Origin of the sequence: Quadrisphaera granulorum (genome assembly GCF_003149145.1) — a bacterium.
In the GTDB taxonomy this organism is placed as follows: Bacteria; Actinomycetota; Actinomycetes; order Actinomycetales; family Quadrisphaeraceae; genus Quadrisphaera; species Quadrisphaera granulorum.
Genome location: NZ_QGDQ01000010.1, coordinates 120,800 through 146,838, shown reverse-complemented (window position 1 = coordinate 146,838; position 26,039 = coordinate 120,800). Strand labels below are relative to the sequence as shown.

Sequence of the window (26,039 nt, the reverse complement as noted above, 5' to 3'; positions counted from 1 at the left end):
CAGAGCGTTAGCAACTCCATGATGTGGAGGGCCCCGTGCCCGCTCGCAACTCCAGCGGGTCACTCGCCAAGATCGCACCTACTGGCGGACGCTCTAAGCCAGGCGCGCCCTCGCACGAGGCGTTCGAGCTCGCCTTGCCCCTGCATGACCTTGCTCTATCTCAAACGATTACCGCCCTTGAGCCAAGGACACCCAGACGTCCGAATCGCTCCCGCGCGGCGACCATCGCTCGGTATGCCCGAGTCCTGTTGACTCGTGAGGTCGCTGAGATGCTCCGGACCTCTGAATCCACCGTTCGCTACTGGAGGTACGTGGGCGAGGGGCCAGCGAGCATCAGGGTTGGCCGACGCGTTCTGTATCGGCAGGAGGCCGTGCTGGAGTGGCTGAGCAAGCTGGAACGCGAGGGACTGGCTCGTGAGGAGCCATCACGAGACTGCGGAACGCTTTCGGAACTCGCCCCGCCAGTCGGCGACTTGCACCAGCTGACGCTTACGAACGCACGCCAGCGCTCGATTCCGTGCCCGACTTCGACAGTGGCCTTGCGTTGGCGATGGCCTTGGTTGCCGGGCTGACGTAACGCCCAGTCTTCTCTGACCGATTCATCTTGATCTGAGCAGCTGCCTTTTGCGCGCGGGTGACCTCGATGCGCTTCGCCATCTTTGCCTCACCCCTGTTCGCCGTCGACGAGGTCCACTTCGACCTCGTCACCAGTGCTGCTCGCCTCAGTGTAGGCGGACTCCGGCTCTTCGAGCAGGACGTCGAGGACCGCGTCGATGAGGCCTTGGTCTTCCGGTTGCAGCAGCTCGGACTGGCCCAATGCCTCAAGCACCCTCGTGCCGATGACGGCCTCGTTGTCGTCCTTGCTCGTGGCCCGCTCGGTCGCCCACCGCAGCATGCGCATGGTCTCCTCGCGGCGGCACCACTTGTCCAGCTCCAGAGCGCTCAGGCGTGTCTCAAGTCGGGCGCTGACGGCGTTGGCCAGCGACTCCTCGCTGACCTGGACTGTCTCCTTGCCGGTCCGGCGCAAGAGGATCACGCCGAGCACGGCCCCCGCGAGCGGAATGGTCGCCAGCAGCAGTGAGAGCCACCATGGGGTGCCGCCGGAGCTGGCTGCAGCGGCCGTCTGCATGAGCGTCTGCGTTGGTGATGGGGTTGGCGAGGGAGCAAGGCCGAACACCAACGATGCCTCCGGGCTGAACGATGCGTGTTCAGGAAGACGGTTGCCATCTGGTGGGTGCTGTGGGCCGGCATGGACACTTTCCGTGGCGTCGGGTGTCGTGCTGGGCAGTCGAAGTCTTCCTCAGGTGACTGGATGCGTCGAGCGTGGTCGCCCTCCGGCGGGTAGTCAGGGATCCGGGGGAGAGTGGGCGGCGGCGGCAGCCCCGGTGCCTCCTGAGGCCCCGTCGGTGTTGCGTCGGGGGGCCGCTGCGCGAACGAGCGACCCAGAGTGACGGACAATGGTTGCCTGGGGTTGTCAATTACGGATTTGGTGCGTGGCTGTCCCCGCGCTGTCCTCAGATTGTCCTCAACGGATTCAACTTTGGCCATCGCTGACCAACGGACGCCAACGGCAAGTCAGCAGGTGAGTGGCTACATTGCGTCATCTTTGCAGGTCAGGGATCTGTGCCTGACCGTTCCTGGCGTATGTGGCTGACTCGTCCGCCTCAGCCGGTGACCTGCGGAGCTACCTCCGCAGGTCACCGGTATGTCCTGACGCCACGGCCAGCAGCGGTTATCCGGAGCAGGGCGTTCCGTGGCGGATGCGCTGCTGGTGAAGCGCGGCCTCGCGTGCCCTCTCTTGGGCCGGGTGGCGCACCGGACCAGGCGGCGCCGACCAGCCGCGCCTCAGGCCCGCGCGGTCCGCCCCCTCAGCGCGGCCAACAGGGCGCTGGGCAGCGTCAGGTGGCTCCGCCCGAAGGCGTGCGCAGCCGCAGGCACCCGCACCCCGGAGGCAGCCAGCCTCTCCAGGTGCTGGGTGGAGCGCCGGGTGTAGTCCGGATCGAGGCCGGTCGGGTCGATGGCGATCAACAAGGTGCCGACGGCGGGGGACTCCGCGCCGCGGTCGAACGGGGCGGCGTCCATCGACCACGCGCCCCCAGCCATGCAGGACAGGAGCTCGACCATGAGGGCGATGTTGGCGCCCTTGTACCCACCGAAGGGCAACAGCGCTCCGACCAGGCCCGCCGAGGGGTCAGTGGTGGGCTCTCCAGCGGGGTCGAGCGCCCAGCCGGTGGGCAGCTGCTCACCCCGGGCGGCTGCCTCGCGCACACGGACCCAGGCGACGGCGCTGGAGGCCTGGTCCAGGGTCAGCGGCGTCCCGTCGACGCGGGGGAAGGAGAAGGCCATCGGGTTGGTGCCGAACACGCGGCCGCCGCCGGGGCCAGCGGCCATCAGCGCCGGTGAGGTGGCGGTGCCGATCGCGACCAGGCCGTGCTCGGCCAGGCGGTGGGTGAACCACCCGAGGCTCCCGCAGGTGTACGCACCGCTCTGGGCGAACGCCACCAGTCCCTGGGCGTGGGCGGTGGCCACGACCTGCGGGAGGAGCGCGTCGAACGCGGTGTGAGGAACCCCGCCGCGGGCATCGGCGCGAAAGATGGCGGGAAGGGGATGGGTCACGGCAGGTTCGGCGCTTCCGTCCAGACGGCCCTCCCGCATGGCGTGGACGTGGTCGAGGAGGTGGCTCACGCCGACTGAGGCGTGGCCGCGCTCCTCGGAGTAGATCGCGTTCTCCGTGATCAGGCGCGCAACGGTCGGGCTGGCGCCAGCAGCGGTGAGTACCCGGTGGCAGTCGCGGACGAGGTCAGCTGTGGACACGACCACGTCCAGTTCCTCAGGAAGTCTCACCCGCTCGTCACCTCGCCGAACGGGCGGGTCGCCGCGTGACGTACCGCCGCAACGAAGGCGGTGACGGCGGGTGAAGCGGCAGAGGCGCGGGTGATGAGCAGCAGCGTCCGGTGCATCGGGGGGCCTGCGATCTCGCGGATGGCCAGCGTGGGGTCGGCGTGGGGGAGCGACAGCGTGGGCAGCAGCGTGACGGCGCGAGCGTGGCGCACGAGGTCGAGGTGCACCTCGGCGTCGCTGGCGTGGTGACGGATGGTGGGATCGAAGCCGCCGCGGGAGCGGCAGGCGGCCAGGACGAGCTGGTGGTGTCCGGTGCCGCTGGGGGCACTGACCCAGGGCTGATCGGCCAGGGAGCTCAGTTCAACGGGTGTGTCGTTCGCCGCCAGCGGATGGGAGAGCGGCAGCACCAGGCGTAGCGGCTCGCGCAGCACCACGTCCGAGCGCAGCCCGGCGGGTCGCGGACGGGGCTGACCGTCGTACTCGTCGCACACACACAGGTCCAGGCTGCCCAGCTGCAGCCCGGGCAGCGCCTGCTCCAGCTCGGCCTCGGTGAGGTGAACCTCCACGTGCGGGTGGTCAACGCTCAGCGCGGCCACAGCTGGCACGAGCAGATGACGTGCGGCGGACTGCAGCCCGGCCGCGCGCACGGTTCCCCTCAGCTGCCCCAGGGCGCGGGTCAGCTGATGCAGATCAGCTCGAGCCGCCTCGTCGGCGGAGAGCAGCACCTCGGCGTGCTGCACCAAGCGCTGGCCGGCGTCTGTGAGACGGACTCCACGTCCCGCCTTGGTCAGCAGGGGCGTGCCGACCTCGCGCGCCAGGACGTCCAGCTGCTGGGAGACCGCTGACGGGGTGTAGCCCGCGGCCGCGGCCACAGCGCTGAGGGTTCCGCGTACCGACAGCTCCCGCAGCAGGCGCAACCGGCGCAGATCCAGGACATCCATGCAGCAGTTCTAACCGATGGCTCCTCAGAAGTGTCGATAGGTGTGACCGATGGGGCTTCGGTGGGTGCGTCAGTGTCCGCGGTAGTGCAGCAGCACCGTGGCGCCTTCGTCGCTCCAGGCCGCGTGCATCGTTCCGGGCTCACGGCGCACGTAGTCACCAGGCCCGTAGGTGCCCCAGTCGTCGGAGAAGCTGCCGGAGAGGATGTAGATGTGCTCGACGTCGTCGTGAGCATGTGAGCCCGCGTACGCGCCGGGCGCCACCTTCATCAGCATCGTCGACTCGCCAGAGCTGGCGTCGGTGTGCAATGCAGCGGTGGTGAAACCGGCGACGTCGGACTCCTCCCAGGCCTGCGGTCCGGGCGCCCGGGTGACGAGTGGAGCGGCGCTCGGGTCGGGGTGGGTGTTCCTCGGGTTCTCGCTCATGACCTTGCCCCTCAGGACGTCGCGTCTGGTGGTGCTGCCGTCGGTGATGTCCTGTGCATTAGTCGATGCTGAGGGCGTCGACCAGGGGAGCGGAGGACAGGGTCTTCGCGCCGCCCGCCGTCACGAGCACCTGCTCTTCGAGCTTGACGCCCTCCTTGCCGCCGACCTCGCCGATGAAGCTCTCGACGCACACGACCATGCCCTCCTCGAAGGTGCCGGAGTAGCCCGACTCCTCGAAGTCCGCTGCGTACGCCACGATCGGCGCCTCGTCGACGAGCCCCGCCCCGTGGATCATCATCATGTAGCGGTTGGGCACGAACTGGTCCGGAACCGGCCAGCACTTGGCGCCGAACTCTTCGAACGACATTCCGGGCTCGATCAGGGCCACGTTGGTCATCACCTGGTCGAGCGCGATGTCGTAGAGACGGCGCTGCTCGCCCGTCGGCCGCTTGCCGGGGCACACGAACGCGCGGGAGATGTCCGCCAGGTACCCCATGGGCCCCACCATGTCCGTGTCGAACGCCACCATGTCACCGGCCTCGATGACCCGGTTGCCGCTCTCCTGGAACCAGGGGTTGGTCCGTGGGCCAGAGCAGAGCAGCCGGCACTCGATCCACTCGCCGTCGTGGGCGATGTTGGTCTCGTGCAGCACCGCCCAGAGCTCGTTCTCTGTCATCCCCGCCGTCAGCGTGGCCCGCATGCGGTTGACGGCGAGGTCGGCGACGTCGACGGAGAGCTGGAGGCACTTGAGCTCCTCCGGAGTCTTGATCATGCGGGCCAGCTCCAGCGGCTCCTGGGCGTCGAACAGGCTGAAGCCGGCCGCGATGAGGTGGGCGGCGTTCCACGGCTCGCACCTGTCGACAGCCATGCGCTGCTCCTTGCCGCCGTAGCGCAGGCCGAGGTCGATGACGTCGCGCGCCCAGTCCTCCGACTTCTCTGCGCGGCGCGGTCCAGCGAGGAAGTAGAAGGGCGAGACGCTGGGGCGGACGTCGTCGACCACCGTCGCGGCCTCAGCGAGGTGCATCGATGCCGCGAACTCGAAGAGCACGACCGGACCCTCGACCGGGATGAAGACGTAGCGACCCGGCGCGTGCATGGTCCAGATCTGCATGTTCCGGACCCCGATGGCGTAGCGGATGTTCAGGGGGTCGCTCAGGAGGGCCGACCCATATCCGAACCTCACCAGCTGCTCCCGGACGCGCGCGAGCCTGGCGCGGTCCATGGCCGCGAGGTCGATCTCCTCGATCCGCGCTGCCACGTCGATGCCGAGCGAGCGGCCGGCGGCTGGCGGTGTGGAGGCGGTGGGAGGCACCGCAAGGGCCCGGTCGTGGATGCGGCTCACGATCGCCGCGCACCGAACGGCATGGCGGCAATCCGCAGGGCAAAGGCGGGGTTCACGGCGTACCTCCTGAGGGCTTCGCCGGGGTCGGCGCGCTCTCAGTCTGATCCCGCGGTCACGCCGCCGACAATGTGCTCTTTCTTCGCTATGGGCCTCAGAAAAACTCATGGATCGGGGACGGCAAAGTGGGAGTCGGTCCTGCCGGTTGAGGGCTTCGCCGGGTTACAGTGATCGATCACCGGCCACCGACCACGACGTCGGGGCGTCACCTGCGGCGAAGAGGTCACCATGGAGCCCTGCCCCGACGTCATCCGTGAGTGCACGCTCTGCGGCGGTGACTTCGTCGAGACGGCGCCGTCGCCGGCCACGTCGCGGGGGTCATCAGCGCGCTGCGTCGCGCTCTGTGCGGCGTGCGTGAGTGCTACCGCCCAGTTCTCCCTGGTGGGGTAGCGCGCCGCCGCTCGGGCGCCAGCCCCGGGACCGGTGCGTCGTCCTCGTGTTGCCGCTGTGGCCCCACCCCGCGCGGGGTGGGGCCACAGCGGGTCTGGGCCCTCGATGCCGTGGTTACGCGGTGGCCTCCAGGCCCAGGTGCTCGCGCAGGCGCGTCATGTACCAGTTGACGAACGCCTCGACCTGGTCCTCGACCATGGAGTACGGGCCCGGCACGTAGGCGGGGTCAGAACATCCGATCTGGGTGTTGGTCACGAGCGTGCGGTCCTGGTCGTTGGTGGCGTTCCAGGTCGCGCACAGGCTCTCCAGGTCGTAGTCCGTTCCCTCCTCCGCGTCCGGGTTCACCAGCCAGGTGGTGCGCAGCACGCTCGTGGTGGGCGAGGTGGGCATGACCGAGAACGCGATGCAGTGGTCACCCAGGAAGTGGAACCAGCAGTTGGGCTGCAGGTGCATCGAGATGTCACCGAAGGCGGCGTCCTTGACGTCTCCGATGAGCTTGGAGCACAGCGCGGCACCGCCCGCCGCGAAGGACTTGCTCTCTCCCTCCAGAGGGAAGTGCTCCAGCTGGAAGCCGACCGGGCGCGTGTCGAGCTCCTGGTGGTCGCACAGGGGAGTCCCCTGCGCGACGCGCTTCTCGGCGAGGGCCTCCTTGGCTGCGGTGTAACGGTCCCAGATGGGCTGCAGGCGCGGGGTGATGTCCTCTGCGGAGTAGCCGAAGATCGGGAAGAAGGCGCTGATGAGCTCGGGGTGACCGTCGCAGTGGTAGCACTCGCGGTTGTTCTCCATGACGAGCTTCCAGTTGCCGGCCTCGGGCAGGTCGATCTGTCGGGCGACCTTGGCCTTGTCGAGCTGGTACGGCCGGAGGTGCGGCTCGACGATCTTGGCGACCTCGTCGAAGTCGGCGGGAGCGTCCTGTGCGAGGCAGATGAACACCAGGCCCGCGAGGTTGCGGACGTGGACCTTGTGCAGGGAGAAGCAGCTCTTGTCGAAGCCGGGGGGCTGGGACTCGGCGTGCAGCAGCGAGCCGTCCAGGGCGTAGGTCCACCGGTGGTAGGGGCACACGATGTTGCCGACGAAGCCCTTGTCCTCCAGGAGGCGGGACCCGCGGTGGCGACAGACGTTGTGGAAGGCGGTGATCTCGTCGTCGTCGTCGCGAACCACGACGACGGAGGCCTTGCCGATGTCGACGGTGACATAGTCGCCGGCCTCGGGGATCTCGGCCGCGGCGGCCACGAAGATCCAGTTCTTGCTGAAGACGACGTCGACGTCGAGGTCGTAGATCTCCCGGCTCGTGTAGAAGTCGCCCTCCAGGCTGTAGCCCTTGCGGCGTCGTGCCACGAGCTCTGCCGCGCTGGTCCCGAGAGCCGTCGGTGCGGAGGGCGTCGACGATCCGGCAGGTGCGACGGGAGCTGTCTCGGGCGTGGGGGTGAGCTGAGCCGTCATGGGTGGTGTCCCTTCGGATGCCGGTGAGGAACCGGGCAGGGGCTGGCGGGGGCTGTGGGCGGTCGACGGCGGTGTCGACGGTGGAGATGACGCTCGCAGTACGAAACAGTCTCGCTCTGCGAGTTTACTGATCGTGTGGTGACGGACGCCGGCTGTCAAGGGGATACGGGTGACCCCGGGGAGCTGTCATGGCCGGGCGCCTCGAGGCGCCTCTACGGTTCCGCTATGCGAGACGAGGACCCGGCGGAGAGCGCCGCGCGCGACAACACGGTGCAGTCCGTCGATCGCGCCATCTCCCTGCTGCAGGCCCTTGCGTCCCGTGGCGCTCTGGGGCTGGCGGACCTGGCCGCTGAGGTGGGCATGCACCGAGCCACCGTCTACCGCCTGCTGACCACGATGGAGATCCGTGGCGTGGTGGCCCAGGACGAGCCGCGAGGCCCCTACCGGCTGGGGCCGACGATTGTGCAGCTGGCCGCAGGCGTGGCCGTCTCGCGAGATGTCGCGGTGCTGTGCCGTCCGCTGTGCGCCGAGCTGGCAGAGGCCGTCGGCGAGACCGTGAACCTGGTGGTCAGCAACGACGTCGACGTCACCACCGTCGACCAGGCGGCGGGTGGCTCGTTCGTGGCGCTCAGCGACTACGTCGGGCAGCGCAGCCCGATGCACGCCACCGCCGCCGGGAAGGTGTTCCTGGCTGAGTGGCCCGCGGACCGGCTCGCCGAGCTGTGCGGTGCGGGCCTCAAGGCGTTCACCGAGCACACCCTCGTCGAGCACAGCGCTCTGGAGGCTGACCTGCGTCAGGTCCGCAGCCGCGGGTGGTCCCTGGCCCAGGAGGAGCACGAGGTGGGCCTGGTGGCCGTGGGCGCACCGGTGCGTGGGGCCGACGGGGCCGTGGTGGCTGCGCTCACCGTCGGTGGCCCGGCCTACCGCATGACCCAGGACGCGCTGTCCGTCATCACCGAGCGCCTGCTGGCGACGGCGGCGCGCGCCTCCTGGCGCCTGGGAGCCCCCAAGCCCACCTCAGCCACCCGCACCTGAGCTGGTCAGACCTGGGCTGTGAAGGCTCCGGTACGTGCTGGTTGCCACGCGTCGGTGCTCTGCTTGGCGTCCACGGTGGCGTCGGTGACCCGCCTCGGGCGCAGCGCGTCACCGATCACGACCACCGGAACACCCGCGGCTCCCAGCTCCTCGCGCAGGTCGAGCACGGGCGCTCCGCCAGACCACCCGACGACGGCGTCGGCGGTGAGCTCCAGCCCGGCACCGCCGAAGACGCCCTCGAACACGGCGCGTCCTCCGCGCAGGGCCACCAGGCGCTGCCGCTCCACGAGGCGGATCCCGCGGTCGCCGAGGGCGCGGAGCATCGTGAACAGGGTGTTGATGCCCTCGCCCTCACCCACGTGGATCCGCGAGGTGACGAGTGTGACGTCAAGACCCTGCGTGTGCAGGTACTCGGCGATCAGCGCGGCGTCGAGCTCGCCCATCTCGTCGTAAACGACGACGGAGCCGGCCGTCGCCGTCGTCGTCGGGATCGGTCCCTCGAAGGCCTCGGCGGGTGTGAGCAGCGACACGGAGCCGTCGTCGGTCGCGGGGGCGGTGCGGACCTGGCGCGATCCCGTGGCGAGCACCACGAGGTCGGGGGAGAGGGCGACGACGTCGGCCGCCGTGGCGCGTGCGCCGGTGCGAAGGTCGACGCCGAGCGCTGCCAGCTGCCGCTGCTGCCACTCCACGTAGCGGAAGAACTCCTGGCGGCTGGGTGCCTGCGCCCACTGCGCCAGCTGCCCACCGATCCCGTGGTGCTCCTCGAACAGCACGACTGCCGCACCGCGCTCGGCGAGCCGCCGTGCGGACTCCAGTCCCGCGGGCCCGGCGCCGACGACGACGGCTCGCGCGCCGTCCAGACGGGGGGCGCTCCCGAGCTCGGAGGAGGTGCGCGCGTCGGCGTTGACCATGCAGCCGAGGGGCTTGTCGGCCAGCAGACCGTTGACGCAGACGTTGGCGCCGACGCACGGCCGCACATCCTGGGACCGGCCTGCGCGCGACTTCGAGATGAGCTCGCCGTCGGCGATCTGCGCCCGAACCATGCCCACCAGGTCGGCGTCACCGGCGACGACCATGTCGTTGGCCAGGTCGAGGCTGAGCACGCGGCCGACGGCCGCGACGGGCTTGGTGACCGCCTCGCGGATCACGCGGGCGGTGGCGCGGAAGGTGCCGGGGGGAGCCGGCGTCGGCGGCCAGTGCTGCACGCGCGCCTCGAGGCGGTTGTTGTTGCCGACCATGACGCTGATGTAGTCGACCTGGGGCTCCAGGGCGCGTGCCACGAGGGCAGCCTCGGCCGGGCGCAGGCCCCCGTCGACCATGTCGTCGACGCCGAGACGCAGCCCGAGCACGAGGTCAGGGCCGATGGCCTCACGGACGGCGGCCAGCACGCGGCGGGGTAGCTCCAGGCGCCGCTCGGCGTCACCGCCGAACTCGTCGTCGCGGTGGTTGGTGAGCGGTGAGATGAACGAGGCCAGCAGCATGCCGTGGGCCATGCTGATCTCGACGCCGTCGAGCTCGCCGCGGCGGCAGCGGTCGGCTGCCTCGGCGTACTGCTCCACCACCAGGGCGAGCTGCGCGACGGTCGCGGGGACGACCACCTGCCGCGTCGGCTCGGAGACGTCGTGGGAGGGACCGATGACGTCGGGCCCGGAGTACTCGGTGGGGCCGGGGTGCGCGAGCTGGGCCAGCATCCGCCCGCCTTCGGCGCGGACCGCGGACGCCAGCGCCTGGTAGCCGGGCACGATCGACTCGTCGACGTTCCACAGGCAGATCTGCGACCACTGCGAGGAGGCCACCACCGGCGTCGCCCCCGTGATCTGCATCGCGGCTCCCGCGCGGGCCCGCTGGCGGTGGTAGGCGATGTACCGCTCACCGGGCTTGCCGCCCTCAGCCAGGCCCGGCTGGTGCGCCGGTAGGAAAACCCGGCGGGGGAGGGTCACCGGGCCCACCTGGACGGGCTCGTCGATGCGCCACTGCTGGTCCACGGTCGGTCCTCCTGCGTGAGGGGGCTTTGGGGGTACTGCTGGCGGCGGGGAGCTACACCGCGCTGGCCGGGCGCCGCCGGCCGCGGCCGAGCGCGAAGCGGTCGACCCTGAGGTGCTCGGCGTACGCCACGGGCTTGCCCTCGAACAGGTCAGCTGCCTGCTCGGCAGCCAGCGGCGCCAGGGTGAGGCCGAGCATCGCGTGGCCGCTCGACAGCGCGACCTTCTGGTGCTCGTCGACCCAGCCGAGCAGCGGGAGACCGTCGGGTGTGCATGGACGAAGCCCGGCCCACACGGACACGACGGTCGCGTCGGCCCAGCCCGGCAGCAGGCGGGCGGCCGGCCCCCGGATCCCGGCGACCCGGCGCCTGTCGATGCTCATGTCGGCGGCGGTGAACTGCATGGTCCCGGCGAGCCGCAGCCTGTCGCCCAGAGGCGTGACGGCGACACGGCTCTCCTGCAGCATGAACGGCCGCACCGGCACGTCGCGCCCCTCGGCGGCGAGGTCGACGGCGTATCCTTTGCCACCGCGCAGGCACACGGAGGTGCCGAGCGGCGCGACCAGGCGCCCCGAGGCCGTACCGGCGGCGACGACCACGCGGCCGGCACGGACGGTGCCGCTGGTGGTCTCCAGGGTGCAGCCGGTGGCGTCGGGGGTCAGCGAGAGCACGTCGGTGCCCGTCTCCAGGCGCACTCCGGCGGTCAGTGCCGCGCCGCCAACCGCCTCGACGAACGAGACCGGGTCGCAGTGCGCCTCGTCGGGGTAGAGCACCCCGCCGACGGTCTGGGCGCCCAGAGCGGGCTCCAGAGCGCGGACGGCGGTGTCGTCGAGGACCTCCGGGCGCAGGCCGCGGCTGCGGTGCTCCGCAGCCGCAGCCGTCGCCGCCTGCATCCGCTCCGGGGTCTCGTAGGTGTCGAGCAGCCCGACCTGCTGCAGGCCGGTGCCGTGGGCCTCCGCCAGGCGGCGGTGTCCCTCGAGGGCGTCCAGGCACATCGCCCGCGACGCCGCGAGCACCCGCCGGTGGACCGACGGGCGGGTGCTCGCGAGCAGCCGGGTGAGGAAACCGGCCAGGGCCGGTTCCGGGGCGATGCCGAGGGGGCTGTCGGGGCGGGTCATCCACCGGGCCGCGTTGCCGAGGTCAGCGCGGGTGGCGAACGGCCCTGCGTGACTGGGGCAGACCAGGCCGGCGTTGCCCCAGGAGCACTCCGCCGCCCAGCCTCCGCCGCGCTCGAGCACGAGCACCTCGTGCCCGCGCCCGGCGAGTTCCAGGGCCGTGGCCGCGCCGATCGCTCCGGCTCCGACCACGACCACCTCGGCCGTCCAGCGGTGTGCGCTCACTGTGTGATTCTCCCCTTGAGATGTCGCCCTGGCTTCGACAGCCCGGTCAGCCGATGAGGCGCGGGTCGCCGACGTCGGCGGACGAGGCGTCCAGCCCGTTCTTGGTCAGCACCTTCGCGAGCGTGCCGTTCTCGCGCAGGGTGGCGATGTCGGCGTTGACCGCGTCGACCCACGCCTGGTTGTCCTTGGGGAGGAGGAAGCCGGTCTGTGCCGGCTGCTCCGAGGCTGCCACCCGGGAGTCGGGCTTGGCCTTCTCGATCTTCAGGGTCGTGTCGCCCTTGAGGGTCTCCACGGCGGACCCGTAGCTGTCGATGCCTACCTCGATGCGGCCGGCCTTGAGGTCCTGCTGCATGTTGACACCGGACGGGTAGAGCTTGAGGTTGTCGCCGAGGACCTTCTTGAGGTCCTCCACCCACAGGTAGCCATCGACGGTGCCGACGGTCTTGCCCTCCATGCCGGAGACGGTGTCGATACCGTCCTTGGACACGATGGCCATGTCGTCGAGGTACAACGGGTCGGAGAGGTTGATGATCTCCGCGCGCGCCTTCGTGCGGTACCAGTCACCGATGCCGACGTCGAGGCGCCCGTTCTGGACGCCGGGAACCATCGCCGCGGCGGACGTGTTGACAGGCTTCACCTCGAGGCACTCCAGCTTCGCCACCTCGCGGATGAGGTCAGCGTCGATGCCGCTCATGCCGCCTTCGCCAGTGGTGCTGATGAACGGGGGCAGGTCGTACACCCCGACCGTCAGCGTCCCCTTGTCGATGGTGTCGAAGGTGTGGGCGGGCTTGCAGTCACCCGAGGCCGCGGAGGAGGAGCTCGAGTCGCCGCCTCCGCATGCCGCCAGAGCCGGGACGAGGGAGAGCGCGAAGAGACCGGCGACAGCGCGGTGGCGGCGAGGGGCGGTGGGACGGCTCACGGCAGGACCTCCAGGACGGTCAGGGGTACGGGCATGGGGGCAGAGCAGCGGAGCGGGTGGTGCGGTCCGGGGTAGATCGGTCAGAGGTGGCGAGACAGGCGCCGTTCCAGACGGCCGGTGAGCCATCCGGAGGGCAGGGTGATGGCGAGGTAGAGCACGCCGGCCAGCAGCAGCACCTGGAAGTACAGGAAGGTGCTGGAGCCGATGGAGTAGGCGCGGCTGAGCAGCTCCTGGAGACTGATCGTGAAGGCCAGCGAGGTCGCCTGGAACATGAGGATGCCGAAGCCGACCAGCGCAGGGATCGCGATCCGCATCCCCTGCGGGATGAGGACGAAGCGCATGGTGTCGCGGTAGCTCATGCCGAGGGCCTGGGAGGCCTCGACCTCGCCCTTGGGGACTGCCTCCAGGCCGCCGCGGATGATCTCGCTGGTGTAGGCGGCGGTGGTCAAGGCCAACGCCGCGGAGGCGGCGGTGAAGGGACCCAGGGTCAGGCCCGCATTGGGAAGCCCGAAGTAGACCAGCTGCAGCACGACGAGGGCGGGAGTACCGCGGCCGATCTCGACGAGCACGATGGAGGGCATGCGGATGGCGGCTCGCCGGGAGGAGACCAGGACGGCGAGCAGCAGGCCGATCGGGATGCCGATCGCCAGGCTCACCGCGGCGAGGAGCACGCTGGTCTGCAGGCCGCGGCCGAGGTCGGGGAGCCATTCGAGCCAGTTCGAGAGCAGGTCGGCGTTCATCGGGCGACTCGCATGCGCAGCCGGGAGTCCATCCGCCGTGAAGCGATGGCCAGGGGGGTTCCGAGCAGGATGTAGATGGCGGCCGCCACCAGGAAGGGCGCGAGGGCGGCGCCGGTGGCGCGGGAGTCGCCGGTGGCCTGGAAGACGATGTCGGCGACGCCGATCGCCGACACGACCGAGGAGTCCTTCAGGAGGCCGATCGCGTAGGTGCTGGCCGCAGGCAGAGCGACCCGGAACGCCTGCGGTCCGACCACCCGAACCATGGAGTCGGTGCGGCTCAGGCCCAGGGCGCTGGAGGCCTCCCACTGGCCGGAGTGCACGGCGCCCAGCCCGCTGCGGTAGATCTCGGCGAGGTAGGCGGCAGAGATGAGCCCGAGGCCGAGGGAGCCGGCCTGGATCGGATCGAGCGTCACGAACTGGTTGCCGATGCCGAAGAAGATGATGAACAGCCACACCACCGGCGGGATGCCGCGCAGCACGTCGATGACGACGCGTGCCGGAACGTTCAGCACGGCGAGCGGGGAGCGGCGGGCGAGTGCCAGGGGAAGCCCCAGGACAGCGCCGATAGCCAGCGCGACGACCGTGACGAGCAGCGTGTAGGGGACGCCGAGCAGCACCGCTGAGACGTGCTCCACGCCTCAGCGCTCCGTGACCGCGCGCAGGAACCGCTGGCTGCGCTCGTGCTGCGGGTTGTTGATCACCTGGTGCGGCTCGCCCTGCTCGATGATCCCGCCATCGGCCATGACGACGACGCGGTCGGAGACGTCGCGGGCGAAGGGGATCTCGTGGGTGACCACGATCATGGTCATGCCCGACTCGGCAAGCTCACGCATGACGGCGAGCACCTCCAGGCCGACCTCGGGGTCGAGGGCCGAGGTCGGCTCGTCGAAGAGCATCACCTGCGGGTCCATGGCCAGGGCTCGCGCGATGGCGATGCGCTGCTGCTGCCCTCCGGAGGATCGTGCGGGGTAGGTGTCGGCCTTGTGGGCCAGGTGGACGCGCTCGAGCAGCTCCATACTGCGGGCGTCGGCCTCGGCGCGGGAGCGGCCGAGCACGCGCTCCTGGGCCAGGGAGACGTTGCGGAGCACGGTCAGGTGCGGGAAGAGGTTGAAGGACTGGAAGACCATGCCGGCGGTGCGGCGCAGGCGCATCGCGTCCTTGGCGGAGACCTCTTTGCCGGCGTCGACGCACTGGTCGCCCACGGTGACGGTGCCGGCATCGGGGACCTCGAGCAGGTTGATGCAGCGCAGCAGGGTGCTCTTGCCGGCGCCGCTGGGGCCGACCATGGCGACCACTTCTCCGGCGGAGACGTCGAGGTCGACCTTGTCCAGGACGACGTTTTCGCCGTAGTGCTTGCTCAGGCCCTTCAGGCTGACCACCGGCGGTCCCTTGCGGCTGACCTCGAGGCGGTCGGTGGGCTGGGCGCTGGCTCGCACGTCCACAGCGTCGCTACCGGTTCGGGTCTGTGGGTCTCGCACGATCTCCACGGGGTCCTCCGGGGTGGGTGGGTGCTCGGTCACGTCGTCACCGCCGTGCTGGGGGTTGGTCGCTGACAGGACTGTGGGGCGATGGCCCCGGCGCAGACGAGGTCCTGCCAGGCCATGCCCGTCCCCTTGAAGATGCGGGGACGCGTGGGGTCCGGGGCGACGTCGCCGGTGGCCAGCGCGGCGAGGGTGACGAGGTCGGCGATGTCCATCAGCCCGGCGTCGCGGGCGATCAGCACGTCGCCGGCTTCGCGCAGCGCGCTCCCGATCGACTCGACCACCACCTGGGAGCGGCCCACCAGTGCGGGCTCCAGCTCGGTGGTGGTCGGCTGGTAGCTGCCGATCGCGAGGACTGTCGTGCGCTCGTCGAGCAGGTCTGCGCCGAACAGTGGGGTGGCGGAACTGGTGGCGCAGACGACGACGTCGGCCCCGGTGACCGTGTTGACCTCGGCGGGGGAGAGCTCACGGGCCGTGCGCCCGGCATCGCGGGCCGCCTGCAGCAGCGGCGTGGCGGCTCCGGGGCGGCGTCCCACGACGTCGATGTGCTCCACCCCGGTGCACTCCAGCAGCGCGTCGACGTGCGCGGCGGCCTGGACCCCGGTGCCGATGACGACGGCTCGGCGCGGGGGCTCGCTGGCCAGCAGACGCAGCGCCAGCAGGGAGACCGCGGCGGTCCGGAGGGTGGTGAGTGCCGCGCCGTCGAGGAGGCTGTGCGGCGCGAGGGTGAGTCCGTCGAAGAGCACGTAGGTGCCCTGGATCAGGGGCAGGCCGCGGCCGGGGTTCTCCGGAGCGAGCGTGACGAGCTTGGTGCCGACCCAGGAGCTGGTTGCCGAGGGCATGAGCAGCAGCTGGCCGGAGGGGACGGCAGTGGAGGTGCGGGGCGGGTCCTGCTCGGGGTCGAAGCCCGCCCGCAGGCACTCCAGGAGCGCGTCGACCAACGGCGTGCGTGGCGCCCGCTCGATGGTCGCGGCGTCGATGGAGGCGGGCCGAGAGGGCGAGTTGTCGCTCGTCGTCGTGGTCACTGTCAAGCCCTCCTTCCGCGTGTCCACTGGCTGTCGTGAATCGAGCTAGCCCCTAGGCCGTGGCCTCAGAGGCTGGTACAACTGGTGACCGGTGATCGATCACCGATCGGGATGCCTCAAGGTCGCGGACTGAGCGGCTCTTGTCAACCACCTCCGGAGGACTTCATGTCGAGCTCCACCTCGCCCCTCGCGACCCCCGCACCGGTGGGTGCAGGGCGGTGGCCGCTTCTCATGTCCACGACCCGGGTGGGAAGCCGCGAGCTGCGCAACCGCATCGTCAGCACCCCGCACGCCACGGGGTGGGGCGCCGGAGGCGTCCTGAGCGACGCCGAGGTCGCCTACCACGTGCGCAAGGCCCGCGGCGGCGTCGGCCTGGTCATGACCTTTGGTTCGGCCTCGGTCGACCCGGACACCGCCGCCTCCTACGGCTCGATCTCGCTGTGGGACCCCACCAACGACGCGTCCTTCGCTGCCCTGGCAGACGGCGTCCACGAGCACGGCGCCCTGGTGATGTCGCAGATGACGCACATGGGCCGCCGCGGAACCTCGGTCACCTCGGGTATCCCGCTGCGGGGGGCCTCCGACCAGCCCGAAGGGGTGCACCGTGAGGTGCCGGTGGTCCTGTCAGCCCCTGAGCTGGCTCGTATCGCAGGGCGCTTTGCCACCTCCGCGCGCCGTCTCCAGGACCTCGGGTGGGACGGCGCCGAGGTCACCTCGTTCGGCGGCCACCTCATCGAGCAGTTCTTCGACCCCGCGATCAACCAGCGCGGTGACGCCTACGGAGGCTCGCTGGAGAACCGCACCCGCTTCGCCCGCGAGGTGCTCGCCGCGGTGCGTGAGGCCACCAGCCCCGACTTCATCGTGGGCTTCCGGCTCACCGCTGACCAGCACCTGCCCGCGGGCATGGGACCTGACGACCTGCTGGAGGTGCTGGCCGCCATCACCGCCGGCGGCGCCGTCGACCTCCTGAGCGTCTCCGGCGGCACGGGCGCTACCGACCGCAGCTCCTCGTTCTTCGTTCCCGGTGACGAGGTGCCCGAGAACGCCAACGGCACCCTCGCCGGGCGGATGGGCCGGCGCGCCGGCCTGCCCGTCATCGCTGCCGGGCGCATCCTCGACGCCGACACCGCCGAGAAGGCGCTCCGCGAGGACGGCGTGACGCTGGTCGCGATGACCCGGGCGATCATCGCCGACCCGGACCTGCCCGCCAAGCTGCTCGAGGGCCGCGCGCCCCGCCCCTGCACCAGCCTGAACGAGGGATGCATCGGGCGGCTGTACTCCGCCCTTCCGATGGCCTGCTCCATTAACCCGGGCATCCGAGAGCAGGACCTGGAGGAGGACGACGACGCAGCCGCCGCCGAGCACGCAGCCCGCACCGGTGCCCGCCGGCGCGTCGTGGTGGTGGGCGGGGGACCGGCCGGAGCGGAGGCGGCGCGTCGCGCGGCCCGCCGCGGGGCCGACGTCGTCCTCCTCGAGGAAAGGGACGAGACCGGCGGGCGTGCCCGCACCGCCGGTGCACGCCGCGGACGCGAGCGGTGGGACCTGTGGCTCGACTGGTCGGACGCCGAGCTGGCCGCCGCAGGTGTCGACGTGCGCCGTGGTCACGCCGCCGGCGTGGAGGACGTGCTCGCCCTGGACCCGGCCGCCGTCGTCGTCGCCACCGGATCCCGCCCGCGGGCGCACCGCTGGGCGGACGACCCCGCTCTGACCGTTCGCGACGCTGACGAGGTCATCGAGGCCGCACCGCAGCCCTCCGGCAGCGGAAGGGCTCTGGTGCTGGACACCGAGGGCGGTTTCGTCGCCCCGACCGCCGCTGAGGCACTGGTCGCGGCGGGCTGGTCGGTGCAGCTCGTCACCGACCTGCCGGTGGTCGCCGCCGGCGTCGACCCGACGCAGGTGTGGTTCGTGCGCCGTCGGCTGAAGCAGGCGGGGGTGGCGCTGGTGGGGTCCGCGACCCTGCGCAAGGCCGACCCCGACTTCGCCCCTGACTCCGACCCTGACTTCGACCGGGCCCACCGCTACGAGCTTCTCGACCTCGAATCCGACGAGGCGACCCCGCTGGCGCCCTTCGACCTGCTGGTCCTCTCCGGTGCGCGCAGCGCCAGAGGCTCCCTGGTCACGGCCCTGCGCGAAGCCCTCCCGCAGCACGTGCCGGTGCGCGCCGTCGGTGATGCCCTGGCCCCGCGCACCCTGCTGGACGCCGTGGCAGAAGGAGCCAGGGTGGGTGTTGAGGTGGCCACATGGTGATCAACGAACCCGCAGCCCCGCCGCACGGGGGACTTTCCGCGCTGGTGGCGGGCTCACGGGCGCGCCACCGGGGCAGGATGGGCAGGACCATGCTGCCGCCTCTGCCCGACGTGGCCCCGCCGCGACCCTCGCGGTCCTTGCTGAAGGACCACGCGATGGCCGTCATCCGCCGCGCGTTGGTCAGCGGCGCGGTGCAACCCGGGGAGATCTTCTCCGCGACAGCGCTCGCCGCCCAGCTGGAAGTCTCCAACAGTCCGGTGCGCGACGCCCTCCTCGAGCTGGTGCACGGCGGGATCATGGAGGTGGTTCCGAACCGGGGCTTCCGCGTGGTGCAGCTCGACGACCACGACCTCGCGGAGGTCTACCAGCTGCGTGAGCTCATCGAGGTGCCCGCGGTGGCCCAGCTCGCCGAACGCGGCATCCCCGAGGACGCCGCCACCGCCTTGACGCAGGCAGCGGAGCGCTGCGTGGCCGCGGCAGAGCAGTCCGACCTGCCGGCCTTCCTGGACGGCGACCGCGCCTTCCACCTCGGGCTCCTCGAACTGCTGGGCAACCAGCGCCTGGTGCTGATGGTCGACCGACTGCGTGACCAGACCCGGATCCAGGGCATGCGCCGCCTGGTCGCACAGGGTTCCCTGGCGGCCTCTGCCGCCGAGCACCACGATCTGCTGCTCGCCGTGGTGGAGCACCGCGTCCCCGACGCCGAATCGATCATGCGTCACCACATGGCCCACGGCTCCACCCCTCCGAACCCCCCTGTCTTCAAGGAGCCGACCCGTGGCTGACCCGCGCCGCCTCTCGACATCGGCGACGCGCGTGCAGCGCTCCGGGATCCGCGAGGTCCTCGCCCTGGCCATCACCCGACCGGGGCTGGTGAGGATGGAGATCGGCGAACCCGACTTCCCCACCCCCGCTCACGTCCGGGCAGCCGCCGCGCAGGCCGCTGACCGCGGTTCGGGGTACGTGCAGAGCGCCGGGATGCCCCGGCTGGTCGAGGCCGTGCGCCGCCGGCTGGCCGCACGGGCCGGCATCGAGGTGGAGCCCAGCCGCGTGGTCATCTCGCAGGGCGCCGGCCAGGGCCTGGCCGCGGTCTTCGCCGCGCTGGTCTCCCCGGGCGACGAAGTGCTCGTGCCCGACCCCGCCTGGCCGAACTACGAGATGCAGGTGACCCTGCTCGGCGGCGTCCCGGTGCGCTACCGCGTGGAACCCGGCGCCGACGAGCACGACGTCGTCGTGACCCTCGAGCGGGCCATGGGGGAGCGCACCCGCGCCGTCGTCATCAACTCCCCGTCCAATCCCACGGGGGAGTGCTGGTCGCCGGAGGTGGTGGCCGCCGTCGTCGACCTTGCCCGGTCCCGCGGGGTGCTCGTCGTCTCCGACGAGGTGTACGACGAGGTGCTGTTCGAAGGCCAGGCGGCGCGGGCGGTGTCCTACGGCGCCGACGACGTCGTCGGGGTGTACAGCCTGTCCAAGACCTACGCCATGACCGGCTGGCGGGTGGGCTACCTCGCCCTGCCCCGCTGGTTGGCCCCGACCGTGGCCCAGATGCAGGAGCCCCTGCTCTCGTGCGTCTCCAGCGTCACCCAGGCCGCGGCCGTCGCGGCACTGGAGGGACCGCAGGACGTCGTCGCCTCGATGGTGGCGGAGTACCGCTCACGCCGCGACGCCGTGCTGCAGCAGCTGGTCAGCGCCCTCGGACCGATCCCCGGGGGGCGCCCCCTGCTCACCCCCACCGGGGCCTTCTACGTGGTGCTGCCCCTGGCCGACGGCGTGGACAGCCGTCGCGCGGCGCTGGACCTCGTCGAGCACGGCGTGGGCGTCGCCCCCGGGTCGGCGTTCGGGGATGTTCTGCGTTCGAGCGTGCGCCTGTCCCTGGCCAGCTCCGTGGAAGACCTACGGGTGGGCGTGACGCGGCTGACCGACTGGTACGCCGTCACCGACGGTGGTCAGCGCCAGCTGGAGGCGGCGGCCCTCCGCTGAGGGCCGTCCGCGGTCGGACAGCCGTCCGCGGTGAGACAGCGCAGCGCTCACACCGCGCGCTGCGGGGTGAGGATGCCCAGCGGGTCGAAGGCGTCCTTGACCAGCCGGTGGGCGGCGTGGGTGGCGTCGTCGAGCTGACGCGGCAGCGCGTGCCGCTTGAGGGAGCCCACCCCGTGCTCGCCGGAGATCGTGCCGCCCAGGGCCAGCGCCGCGTCCGCCACGCGGTCCAGGACGTGCTCGGCGTGCGCCCGACCGGCGTCGTCGTCGCCGTCCACGATGACCGAGGGGTGCAGGTTGCCGTCCCCGGCGTGGGCGAAGGTGGGCATCAGCACGCCCTCCTCGGCGCTGATCTGCGCGATGGCGGTGAACATCTCGGCCAGGCGCGGCACCGGGACGCCGACGTCGCACGAGACGCGCAGCCCCGCCGCCGAGAGCACCCGCCCCGCCACCCGTCGGGCCTCCAGCAGGTCGTCGCTTTGCGCGACCTCGACCCGCTGCACCCCGTGGGCGCGGCAGACGCTCTCGGCTGTCCGGGCGTCCTGCTCGGCGTTGCGGCCCAGGAACTGGCCGACGAGCACCGCCGCCGAGTCCCGCAGGTCCAGACCCGTCGGGTGGTGTGCCTCGACGGCCAGCGCGGAGGCGCGGTCCATCAGCTCCAGCACCTCGGGGCGGGCGCCGCTCGCGGCGAGGGCCGTCACGGCCCGCCCGGCGTCGACGAGCGACCCGAAGACGGCCCGGAAGGTCCGTTCGGGTCCGGTGGGGCGGGGCCGGAGGCGCAGGGTGGCGCCGGTGACGACACCGAGGGTCCCCTCCGACCCGACGAAGAGTCGGGTGAGGTCGTAGCCGACGACGTCCTTGCGGGTGCGGGCCCCGGTGCGGATGACGTCGCCGCTGGCGAGCACCACCTCCAGGGCTGCGACATGGTCGGCTGTTACCCCGTGGCGAACACAGCGCAGGCCACCCGCATTGGTGGCGATGTTGCCTCCGATGGTCGACCAGCGGTGGCTGGCCGGGTCGGGGGCGTACATCAGACCGTGCTCCGCGGCTGCGGCATCGACATCGGCCGTCACGACCCCTGCCTCGACGTCGACCAGCATGGCCTCGGGGTCCAGGTGCACGATCCGGCGCATCGCCGCGGTGGAGATGACGAGCCCGTCCGGGTAGGCCACGGCTCCACCGGCCAGCCCGCTGCCTGCGCCGCGCACCGAGACCTTCACGCGGTGGCGGCTCGCCCACCGCAGCGCAGCGGAGACGTCGTCAGTGCAGGTGGCAGCCACCACGGCCAGCGCTGCGCCGACAGGTTGGGCGCGGGAGGCGTCGCGGCTGTGCTCGGCGAGCTGGGCGGGGTCCAGCAGCACGCGTGGCCCCAGCTCACCGACGAGTTCACCGACGAGCTCAGCCAGGTGCGGCGGCACAGGATCTGACCGCTGGGCGGTGCTGCTGAGGGCGCTCACCCTTGCCCTGCCAGGGAACGGCGCGCCGTCATCGCCGCCAGCACGCGTGACTGGGCCAGGTCCAGCGCCGCCTGGCGCGGGGTGACGTCGCGGTGCTGGGCGTCGGACAGCGTGCGGCGGGTGTTGTCGCGCAGGCGCCGGGAGATCATGGTGAAGACGCGCTCGGGTTCGACGACGAAGGGCGAGAGGCGAGCGTCTGTGGAGTGGGCGGCTGCCACGATGCCGCCGGCGTTGGCGATGAAGTCGGGCACCACCACCACGCCTCGGGCGTGGAGCACCTCCCGCGCTGCCGGCGAGGTCGGCAGGTTGGCGCCCTCTACCACCAGCCGCGCAGCGGTGGCTCGCGCGATCTCGACACCCACGGTGTCCTCACGCGCTGCCGGGACGAGCACGTCGGTGTCGACGAGCAGCAGCTCGTGGGCCTGCGCGGAGAACGACCGGTGCAGGCGCACCACGTCGTCACCGTGCGCCTGAGCCCCCGCCACGAGGTCCGGGACGTCGAGCCCGTCCGGGTCGTGAGCCCAACCGCTGGCCGTAGAGACGGCGACGACGACGGCGCCCAGCTCGGTGAAGCGCCGTGCAGCGGCGCGCCCGACCGCCCCGAAGCCCTGAATGGCGACCCGAGCGCCGTCCAGGGGCGTACCCGAGATGGCACAGGCCTCGTCGGTCACCTCGGCCACGCCGTAGCCGGTCACGCCGAGTTCGTCGTAGGGGAGTCCCCCCAGGGAACGGGGCAGTCCGGTGGCCACCCCGCGGCTGCCCAGTTCGTCGACGAGCACCGCGGCGTCGTCCTCGGACAGTCCCAGGTCGAGACCGAAGACGTAGTCGGCAGGGACTTCCCGGGCCAGCGCCCGCGCGAAGGCGCGCAGCACGGCCTCCTTGTCCCGGCCGCGGGGGTCGCCGAGGATGCCGGCCTTGGCTCCGCCGTGGAATAGGTCGACGGCGGCCCACTTCCACGTCATGGTGCGCGCCAGGCGGGCCACCTCGCTGACGGTCAGCGTGGGGCTCATCCGGGTGCCGCCCTTGCCGGTGCCCCGGGCGGTGTTGTCGATGACGAGCACCCCGCGCATGCCGGTGCGACGGTCGGAGACGACCACCACCCTCTCCGGTCCCCACTCGTCGATGAGGGACAGGGCGTCGGACACGGCGGTCTCCTTCGGGCTGAGGCTGCTGCGAGGGGCTGTGCGGTGTCACGGCAGGGCAGAAGCCGGGCCCGCATCGCTCTCGCGTGCCGCCCGTGGCGGGTGGTTCCTGCTGACCGCGGCGGAAGGCGCCGCGGTCAGCAGGAACCTGACCGTCAGACGAACTCGACGCCCTGAGCCAGTGGCAGCTGGCCGGAGGCGTTGACCGTGTTGGTGGCGCGGCGCATGTACGCCTGCCAGGAGTCGGTGCCGGACTCGCGGCCGCCGCCGGTCTCCTTCTCCCCACCGAAGGCGCCGCCGATCTCGGCGCCGGAGGTGCCGATGTTGACGTTGGCGATGCCGCAGTCGGACCCGCCGGCCGAGAGGAAGCGCTCGGCCTCCTCCAGGTCACGGGTGAAGACGGCGCTGGACAGGCCCTGGCGCACGCCGTTGTTGAGGGCGATGGCCTCGTCGAAGGTGTCGTAGGTGAGCACGTACACGATCGGCGCGAAGGTCTCCTCCTGCACCACCGAGGTCTGCGCGGGCATCCGCACGACGGCGGGCTCCACGTAGAAGGCGCCGGGGGCCTCGTCGGCCAGCACACGCTTGCCGCCCGCGACGACCTCGCCGCCCTGGGCCACAGCCTGCTCCAGCGCGTCCTGCTGGGCGGCGTAGGCGGCCTGCGAGACGAGCGGGCCGACGAGCACGCCGGGGGCGGTGGGGCTGCCGATCGGCAGGCCCTCGTAGGTCGCGGCGATGCGCTTGACCAGGTCGTCCGCGATGGAGCGGTGCACGATGAGGCGGCGCAGCGTGGTGCAGCGCTGACCGGCGGTGCCGGCGGCGGCGAAGACGATGCCGCGCAGCGCCAGGTCGAGGTCGGCGCTCGGGGCGACGATGGCGGCGTTGTTGCCGCCCAGCTCCAGCAGCGCACGCCCGAAGCGGGCGGCGACGCGGGGGGCGACCTCGCGGCCCATGCGGACCGAGCCGGTGGCCGAGACCAGCGCGACGCGCTCGTCGTCGACCAGCGCCTGCCCGGCGACACGGTCAGCCAGCACCAGCGGGTGCAGGCCGGCGGGGGCGCCGACCTCGGCCGCGGCCTTGGCGAGCAGCGCGTCGGTGCCCAGGGCGCACAGGTAGGCGGTCTCGGCGGGCTTCCACACCACGGTGTCGCCGCAGACCAGCGCGAGAGCGGTGTTCCAGGCGTAGACGGCCACGGGGAAGTTGAAGGCGCTGATGACGCCGACCACGCCCAGCGGGTGCCACGTCTCGGCGAGGCGGTGACCGGGGCGCTCGGACGGCAGGGTCTTGCCGAACAGCTGGCGGCTCTGGCCGACGGCCAGGTCGCAGATGTCGATCATCTCCTGGACCTCGCCGAGGGCCTCGGAGCGGATCTTGCCGACCTCGGCCTGCACGAGGGTGGCCAGGTGCTCCTTGTGCTCGGTGAGCAGCTCGCCCCAGCGCTTGATGAGCTGGCCGCGCACGGGGGCGGGCACGTCACGCCAGGTCAGGAACGTCTCGGCGGCGGTGGTGATGGCGGCCTCGACGTCGGCGGCGGTGTGCTCGGGGGTGTGGGCGAGCACCTCGCCGGTGATGGGCGAGCGGCACTCGTGGGCGCCGGACAGCAGGGCCTTGTCCACGCCGAGCGCGTCGAGCGCCGCGGCGACGTCCGCAGCGAGCGTGCCGGCGGCGGGGATGGTTCCGGTCAGGGCAGTCATGTCAGGTCCTCTCGAGAACTCCCGGCGACGATCAAGGAAGTTCTGCACACGACGGCGTGCACAACTTCCTTGATCGTCGCGGGGGAGGGGGTCAGTGGGTGATGGGGGTCTTCAGCTGGGCGGACAGGGCGTCCACCGAGCGCTGCATCTGCGCGGTGGCGAGCTCGATCGGGTCGAGCACGGTCTTCCCGAGGATCGCGGAGAGGCGGTCGGCGTCGTAGTCGGCGCCGTCCAGCTCGACGTCCTTGGTGCCGGCGTCGGTGAGGTTGGACTGGAAGATCCCGGCCGCGCTGCGCGGCAGGAAGTCCTCGTAGACGATCGGGTCGACGACGACGGCGCCGGCTTCCACCAGCGCGGCCAGCGAGAACGAACGGTCGGCCTCGCATGCGGGCAGCAGCGCGCCCTCGACGAGCCGCACCTCGCCGCACGCCAGGCCGGCGAGCACGAGGTCGGCTTCAGCGCGCGGTAGGTGCCGGCGCCACACGTCGAGGGCGACCTCGACCCGGGTGCGCTGGCTGTCGTTCTCATGGCCGTCGCTCTCGTGACCGGGCACCAGGCCCGCGCGGCGGGCGTCGACCTCGGCCACGAGCCTGTCGTACAGGTCGCGCCCGGCCGCGGTCAGCGCGATGCCGCGCTGCTCCACCTCACCGAAGCGCACCCGCAGCGCACCGGTCACCACCGAGCCGTCTGCCTCGCGGAAGGTCCGCTCCTCGGCCAGCGCCCGGAAGGACGTCTGGCGCAGCAGTACGTCGGGGCCCTCCCACGCGGGCGGGCCCTGCACCTCGTCGATCATCGTGATGCCGCGCTCGGACATCCGCCGGTACAGCTCGTCGATGTCCAGCACGCGCGGCGTGAGGTGGTTGATGTGGGTGGCGGGCACGCCGCCGATGTCCGCGGCTACCGCGGAGATCTTCTCCAGGTGGGTGTACCAGGCACGGTCCACCGGCTCAGTGGACAGTCGGAAGGCGTCGGTGGCCAGGCGCAGCAGCTCGTCAGCCTCGGCCGTGGGCAGGCCGCCCTCGGCGGCGGCGCGGTCGGCCAGGGCCAGCAGCTCGTCGCTGAACAGGTGCCGTTCCTCGACGAAGCGCTCGAGGCGCTGCCGCGTGGGCGCGTCGAAGAAGCGGGCGTCGTCGACGGCGAGCATCGAGGTGAACACGCGGAACGGGTTCTCGGCCAGCTCGGCAGGGTCGACGGGCCGGAACGCCGTCGACACCACCGGCACGGACGAGGCCGAGGCGTCGCGCAGGTCGTAGAAGCCCACCGGGTGCATGCCGAACGCCGCGAAGACCCGGCCCACCTGCTCCAGCTCACGGGGGGAGCCGACGCGGATGGCGCCGTGACGCTCCGCGGTGACGCGCTCCAGCGACCCCAGCCTCTCGGCGTCCGCGCCGCGGGCCGCAGCCACGTCGGCGTTCACCGCACGGCTGACCTCGACCAGCGTGGTGTAGGCGGGGACCTCCGCGCCGTACATCTCCGCGAGCGCCACCGCGAAGCGCGCGCGCAGCTCGGTACCGCGCACCAGCGTCGTCGTCGTCGTCATCGGTGTCCTCCCAGACTCATGACC

The 26,039-nt window shown here is 71.6% G+C and carries 22 protein-coding genes; 5 read left to right on the top strand and 17 right to left on the bottom strand.

Translation table 11 applies throughout. The annotated features are described in order from the left end of the window. Nucleotides 1-23: 23 nt before the first annotated feature. A complete protein-coding gene (locus BXY45_RS24705; RefSeq protein WP_342799535.1) occupies nucleotides 24-572 on the top strand; it encodes a helix-turn-helix transcriptional regulator in 549 nt (182 codons plus the stop codon). A 92-nt stretch (nucleotides 573-664) separates the two neighbouring features. Here BXY45_RS24705 and BXY45_RS09900 read toward each other — a convergent pair whose 3' ends face one another. The 6 genes from BXY45_RS09900 to BXY45_RS09875 all read right to left on the bottom strand — a co-directional run bounded on the left by BXY45_RS09900 (nucleotide 665) and on the right by BXY45_RS09875 (nucleotide 7,437). Next, on the bottom strand, nucleotides 665-1,129 hold the full coding sequence (locus BXY45_RS09900; protein WP_109774152.1) for a hypothetical protein: 465 nt from the start codon (nucleotides 1,127-1,129) through the stop codon (nucleotides 665-667). A gap of 716 nt (nucleotides 1,130-1,845) precedes the next feature. Next, nucleotides 1,846-2,820, bottom strand: a complete 975-nt coding sequence (locus BXY45_RS09895; protein WP_170131427.1) for an Ldh family oxidoreductase — start codon at nucleotides 2,818-2,820, stop codon at nucleotides 1,846-1,848. 20 nt (nucleotides 2,821-2,840) lie between these two features. Next, nucleotides 2,841-3,782 carry a LysR substrate-binding domain-containing protein gene (locus tag BXY45_RS09890; protein WP_109774150.1) on the bottom strand — a complete coding sequence of 314 codons (942 nt, stop codon included), beginning with the start codon at nucleotides 3,780-3,782 and terminating at the stop codon, nucleotides 2,841-2,843. 69 nt (nucleotides 3,783-3,851) lie between these two features. Then, complete coding sequence (locus BXY45_RS09885) at nucleotides 3,852-4,205, bottom strand: cupin domain-containing protein (RefSeq protein WP_109774149.1); 354 nt, start codon at nucleotides 4,203-4,205, stop codon at nucleotides 3,852-3,854. Nucleotides 4,206-4,263: 58 nt separating this feature from the next. Continuing rightward, nucleotides 4,264-5,547: a M24 family metallopeptidase gene (locus tag BXY45_RS09880; protein WP_211319420.1), complete on the bottom strand. Its 1,284-nt coding sequence runs from the start codon at nucleotides 5,545-5,547 to the stop codon at nucleotides 4,264-4,266. A 561-nt stretch (nucleotides 5,548-6,108) separates the two neighbouring features. Next, nucleotides 6,109-7,437, bottom strand: a complete 1,329-nt coding sequence (locus tag BXY45_RS09875; protein WP_109774148.1) for an aromatic ring-hydroxylating oxygenase subunit alpha — start codon at nucleotides 7,435-7,437, stop codon at nucleotides 6,109-6,111. Nucleotides 7,438-7,662: 225 nt separating this feature from the next. On the opposite strand from BXY45_RS09875, the gene BXY45_RS09870 reads away from it, so the two are divergent. Further along, the gene (locus BXY45_RS09870) at nucleotides 7,663-8,472 is read left to right on the top strand and encodes an IclR family transcriptional regulator (protein WP_211319419.1); all 810 of its coding nucleotides are present in this window, start codon (nucleotides 7,663-7,665) and stop codon (nucleotides 8,470-8,472) included. A gap of 5 nt (nucleotides 8,473-8,477) precedes the next feature. Here BXY45_RS09870 and BXY45_RS09865 read toward each other — a convergent pair whose 3' ends face one another. The 7 genes from BXY45_RS09865 to BXY45_RS09835 form a co-directional block, all read right to left on the bottom strand. Then, nucleotides 8,478-10,457 (bottom strand): oxidoreductase, encoded by a 1,980-nt coding sequence (locus tag BXY45_RS09865; RefSeq protein WP_109774147.1) that lies wholly within the window; start codon nucleotides 10,455-10,457, stop codon nucleotides 8,478-8,480. Nucleotides 10,458-10,509: 52 nt separating this feature from the next. Further along, nucleotides 10,510-11,793: an NAD(P)/FAD-dependent oxidoreductase gene (locus BXY45_RS09860; RefSeq protein WP_109774146.1), complete on the bottom strand. Its 1,284-nt coding sequence runs from the start codon at nucleotides 11,791-11,793 to the stop codon at nucleotides 10,510-10,512. Nucleotides 11,794-11,839: 46 nt separating this feature from the next. Then, on the bottom strand, nucleotides 11,840-12,712 hold the full coding sequence (locus tag BXY45_RS09855) for a substrate-binding periplasmic protein (RefSeq protein ID WP_170131426.1): 873 nt from the start codon (nucleotides 12,710-12,712) through the stop codon (nucleotides 11,840-11,842). 80 nt (nucleotides 12,713-12,792) lie between these two features. Next, nucleotides 12,793-13,452, bottom strand: a complete 660-nt coding sequence (locus BXY45_RS09850) for an amino acid ABC transporter permease (protein WP_109774144.1) — start codon at nucleotides 13,450-13,452, stop codon at nucleotides 12,793-12,795. Beyond that, on the bottom strand, nucleotides 13,449-14,087 hold the full coding sequence (locus BXY45_RS09845; protein WP_109774143.1) for an amino acid ABC transporter permease: 639 nt from the start codon (nucleotides 14,085-14,087) through the stop codon (nucleotides 13,449-13,451). The genes BXY45_RS09850 and BXY45_RS09845 overlap by 4 nt, the downstream gene beginning before the upstream one ends. Before the next feature lie 3 nt (nucleotides 14,088-14,090). Continuing rightward, nucleotides 14,091-14,888: an ATP-binding cassette domain-containing protein gene (locus tag BXY45_RS09840; RefSeq protein ID WP_109774201.1), complete on the bottom strand. Its 798-nt coding sequence runs from the start codon at nucleotides 14,886-14,888 to the stop codon at nucleotides 14,091-14,093. An 80-nt stretch (nucleotides 14,889-14,968) separates the two neighbouring features. Next, the gene (locus BXY45_RS09835) at nucleotides 14,969-15,958 is read right to left on the bottom strand and encodes an ornithine cyclodeaminase family protein (protein WP_109774142.1); all 990 of its coding nucleotides are present in this window, start codon (nucleotides 15,956-15,958) and stop codon (nucleotides 14,969-14,971) included. A 231-nt stretch (nucleotides 15,959-16,189) separates the two neighbouring features. On the opposite strand from BXY45_RS09835, the gene BXY45_RS09830 reads away from it, so the two are divergent. From BXY45_RS09830 to BXY45_RS09820, 3 genes are all read left to right on the top strand, one after another. Beyond that, nucleotides 16,190-18,205: an FAD-dependent oxidoreductase gene (locus BXY45_RS09830; RefSeq protein ID WP_170131425.1), complete on the top strand. Its 2,016-nt coding sequence runs from the start codon at nucleotides 16,190-16,192 to the stop codon at nucleotides 18,203-18,205. A gap of 137 nt (nucleotides 18,206-18,342) precedes the next feature. Then, entirely contained in the window at nucleotides 18,343-18,990 is a 648-nt protein-coding gene (locus BXY45_RS09825) for a GntR family transcriptional regulator (RefSeq protein WP_170131424.1), read from the top strand. Continuing rightward, nucleotides 18,983-20,185: a pyridoxal phosphate-dependent aminotransferase gene (locus BXY45_RS09820; RefSeq protein ID WP_109774139.1), complete on the top strand. Its 1,203-nt coding sequence runs from the start codon at nucleotides 18,983-18,985 to the stop codon at nucleotides 20,183-20,185. Before BXY45_RS09825 ends, BXY45_RS09820 begins: the two co-directional genes overlap by 8 nt. 47 nt (nucleotides 20,186-20,232) lie before the next feature. On the opposite strand, the gene BXY45_RS09815 is transcribed toward BXY45_RS09820, so the two are convergent. From BXY45_RS09815 to hglS, 4 genes are all read right to left on the bottom strand, one after another. Beyond that, entirely contained in the window at nucleotides 20,233-21,639 is a 1,407-nt protein-coding gene (locus BXY45_RS09815) for an FAD-binding oxidoreductase (RefSeq protein ID WP_211319418.1), read from the bottom strand. Beyond that, nucleotides 21,636-22,784, bottom strand: coding sequence for a Glu/Leu/Phe/Val family dehydrogenase (locus tag BXY45_RS09810; RefSeq protein ID WP_109774138.1), 1,149 nt, complete (start codon nucleotides 22,782-22,784; stop codon nucleotides 21,636-21,638). Before BXY45_RS09810 ends, BXY45_RS09815 begins: the two co-directional genes overlap by 4 nt. Nucleotides 22,785-22,936: 152 nt before the next feature. Next, nucleotides 22,937-24,475: an L-piperidine-6-carboxylate dehydrogenase gene (gene amaB / locus BXY45_RS09805; RefSeq protein ID WP_109774137.1), complete on the bottom strand. Its 1,539-nt coding sequence runs from the start codon at nucleotides 24,473-24,475 to the stop codon at nucleotides 22,937-22,939. A 91-nt stretch (nucleotides 24,476-24,566) separates the two neighbouring features. Beyond that, nucleotides 24,567-26,015, bottom strand: a complete 1,449-nt coding sequence (gene hglS / locus BXY45_RS09800; protein WP_172601936.1) for a 2-oxoadipate dioxygenase/decarboxylase — start codon at nucleotides 26,013-26,015, stop codon at nucleotides 24,567-24,569. Between the last annotated feature and the right edge of the window lie 24 nt (nucleotides 26,016-26,039).

What these genes read in the sequence shown, in the direction of transcription:
- BXY45_RS09900 (WP_109774152.1), bottom strand. Translation starts at nt 1,129, where the DNA reads ATGCAGACGGCCGCTGCAGCCAGCTCCGGCGGCACCCCATGGTGGCTC.
- BXY45_RS09890 (WP_109774150.1), bottom strand. Translation starts at nt 3,782, where the DNA reads ATGGATGTCCTGGATCTGCGCCGGTTGCGCCTGCTGCGGGAGCTGTCG.
- BXY45_RS09885 (WP_109774149.1), bottom strand. Translation starts at nt 4,205, where the DNA reads ATGAGCGAGAACCCGAGGAACACCCACCCCGACCCGAGCGCCGCTCCA.
- BXY45_RS09875 (WP_109774148.1), bottom strand. Translation starts at nt 7,437, where the DNA reads ATGACGGCTCAGCTCACCCCCACGCCCGAGACAGCTCCCGTCGCACCT.
- BXY45_RS09870 (WP_211319419.1), top strand. Translation starts at nt 7,663, where the DNA reads ATGCGAGACGAGGACCCGGCGGAGAGCGCCGCGCGCGACAACACGGTG.
- BXY45_RS09850 (WP_109774144.1), bottom strand. Translation starts at nt 13,452, where the DNA reads ATGAACGCCGACCTGCTCTCGAACTGGCTCGAATGGCTCCCCGACCTC.
- BXY45_RS09830 (WP_170131425.1), top strand. Translation starts at nt 16,190, where the DNA reads ATGTCCACGACCCGGGTGGGAAGCCGCGAGCTGCGCAACCGCATCGTC.
- amaB (WP_109774137.1), bottom strand. Translation starts at nt 24,475, where the DNA reads ATGACTGCCCTGACCGGAACCATCCCCGCCGCCGGCACGCTCGCTGCG.
- hglS (WP_172601936.1), bottom strand. Translation starts at nt 26,015, where the DNA reads ATGACGACGACGACGACGCTGGTGCGCGGTACCGAGCTGCGCGCGCGC.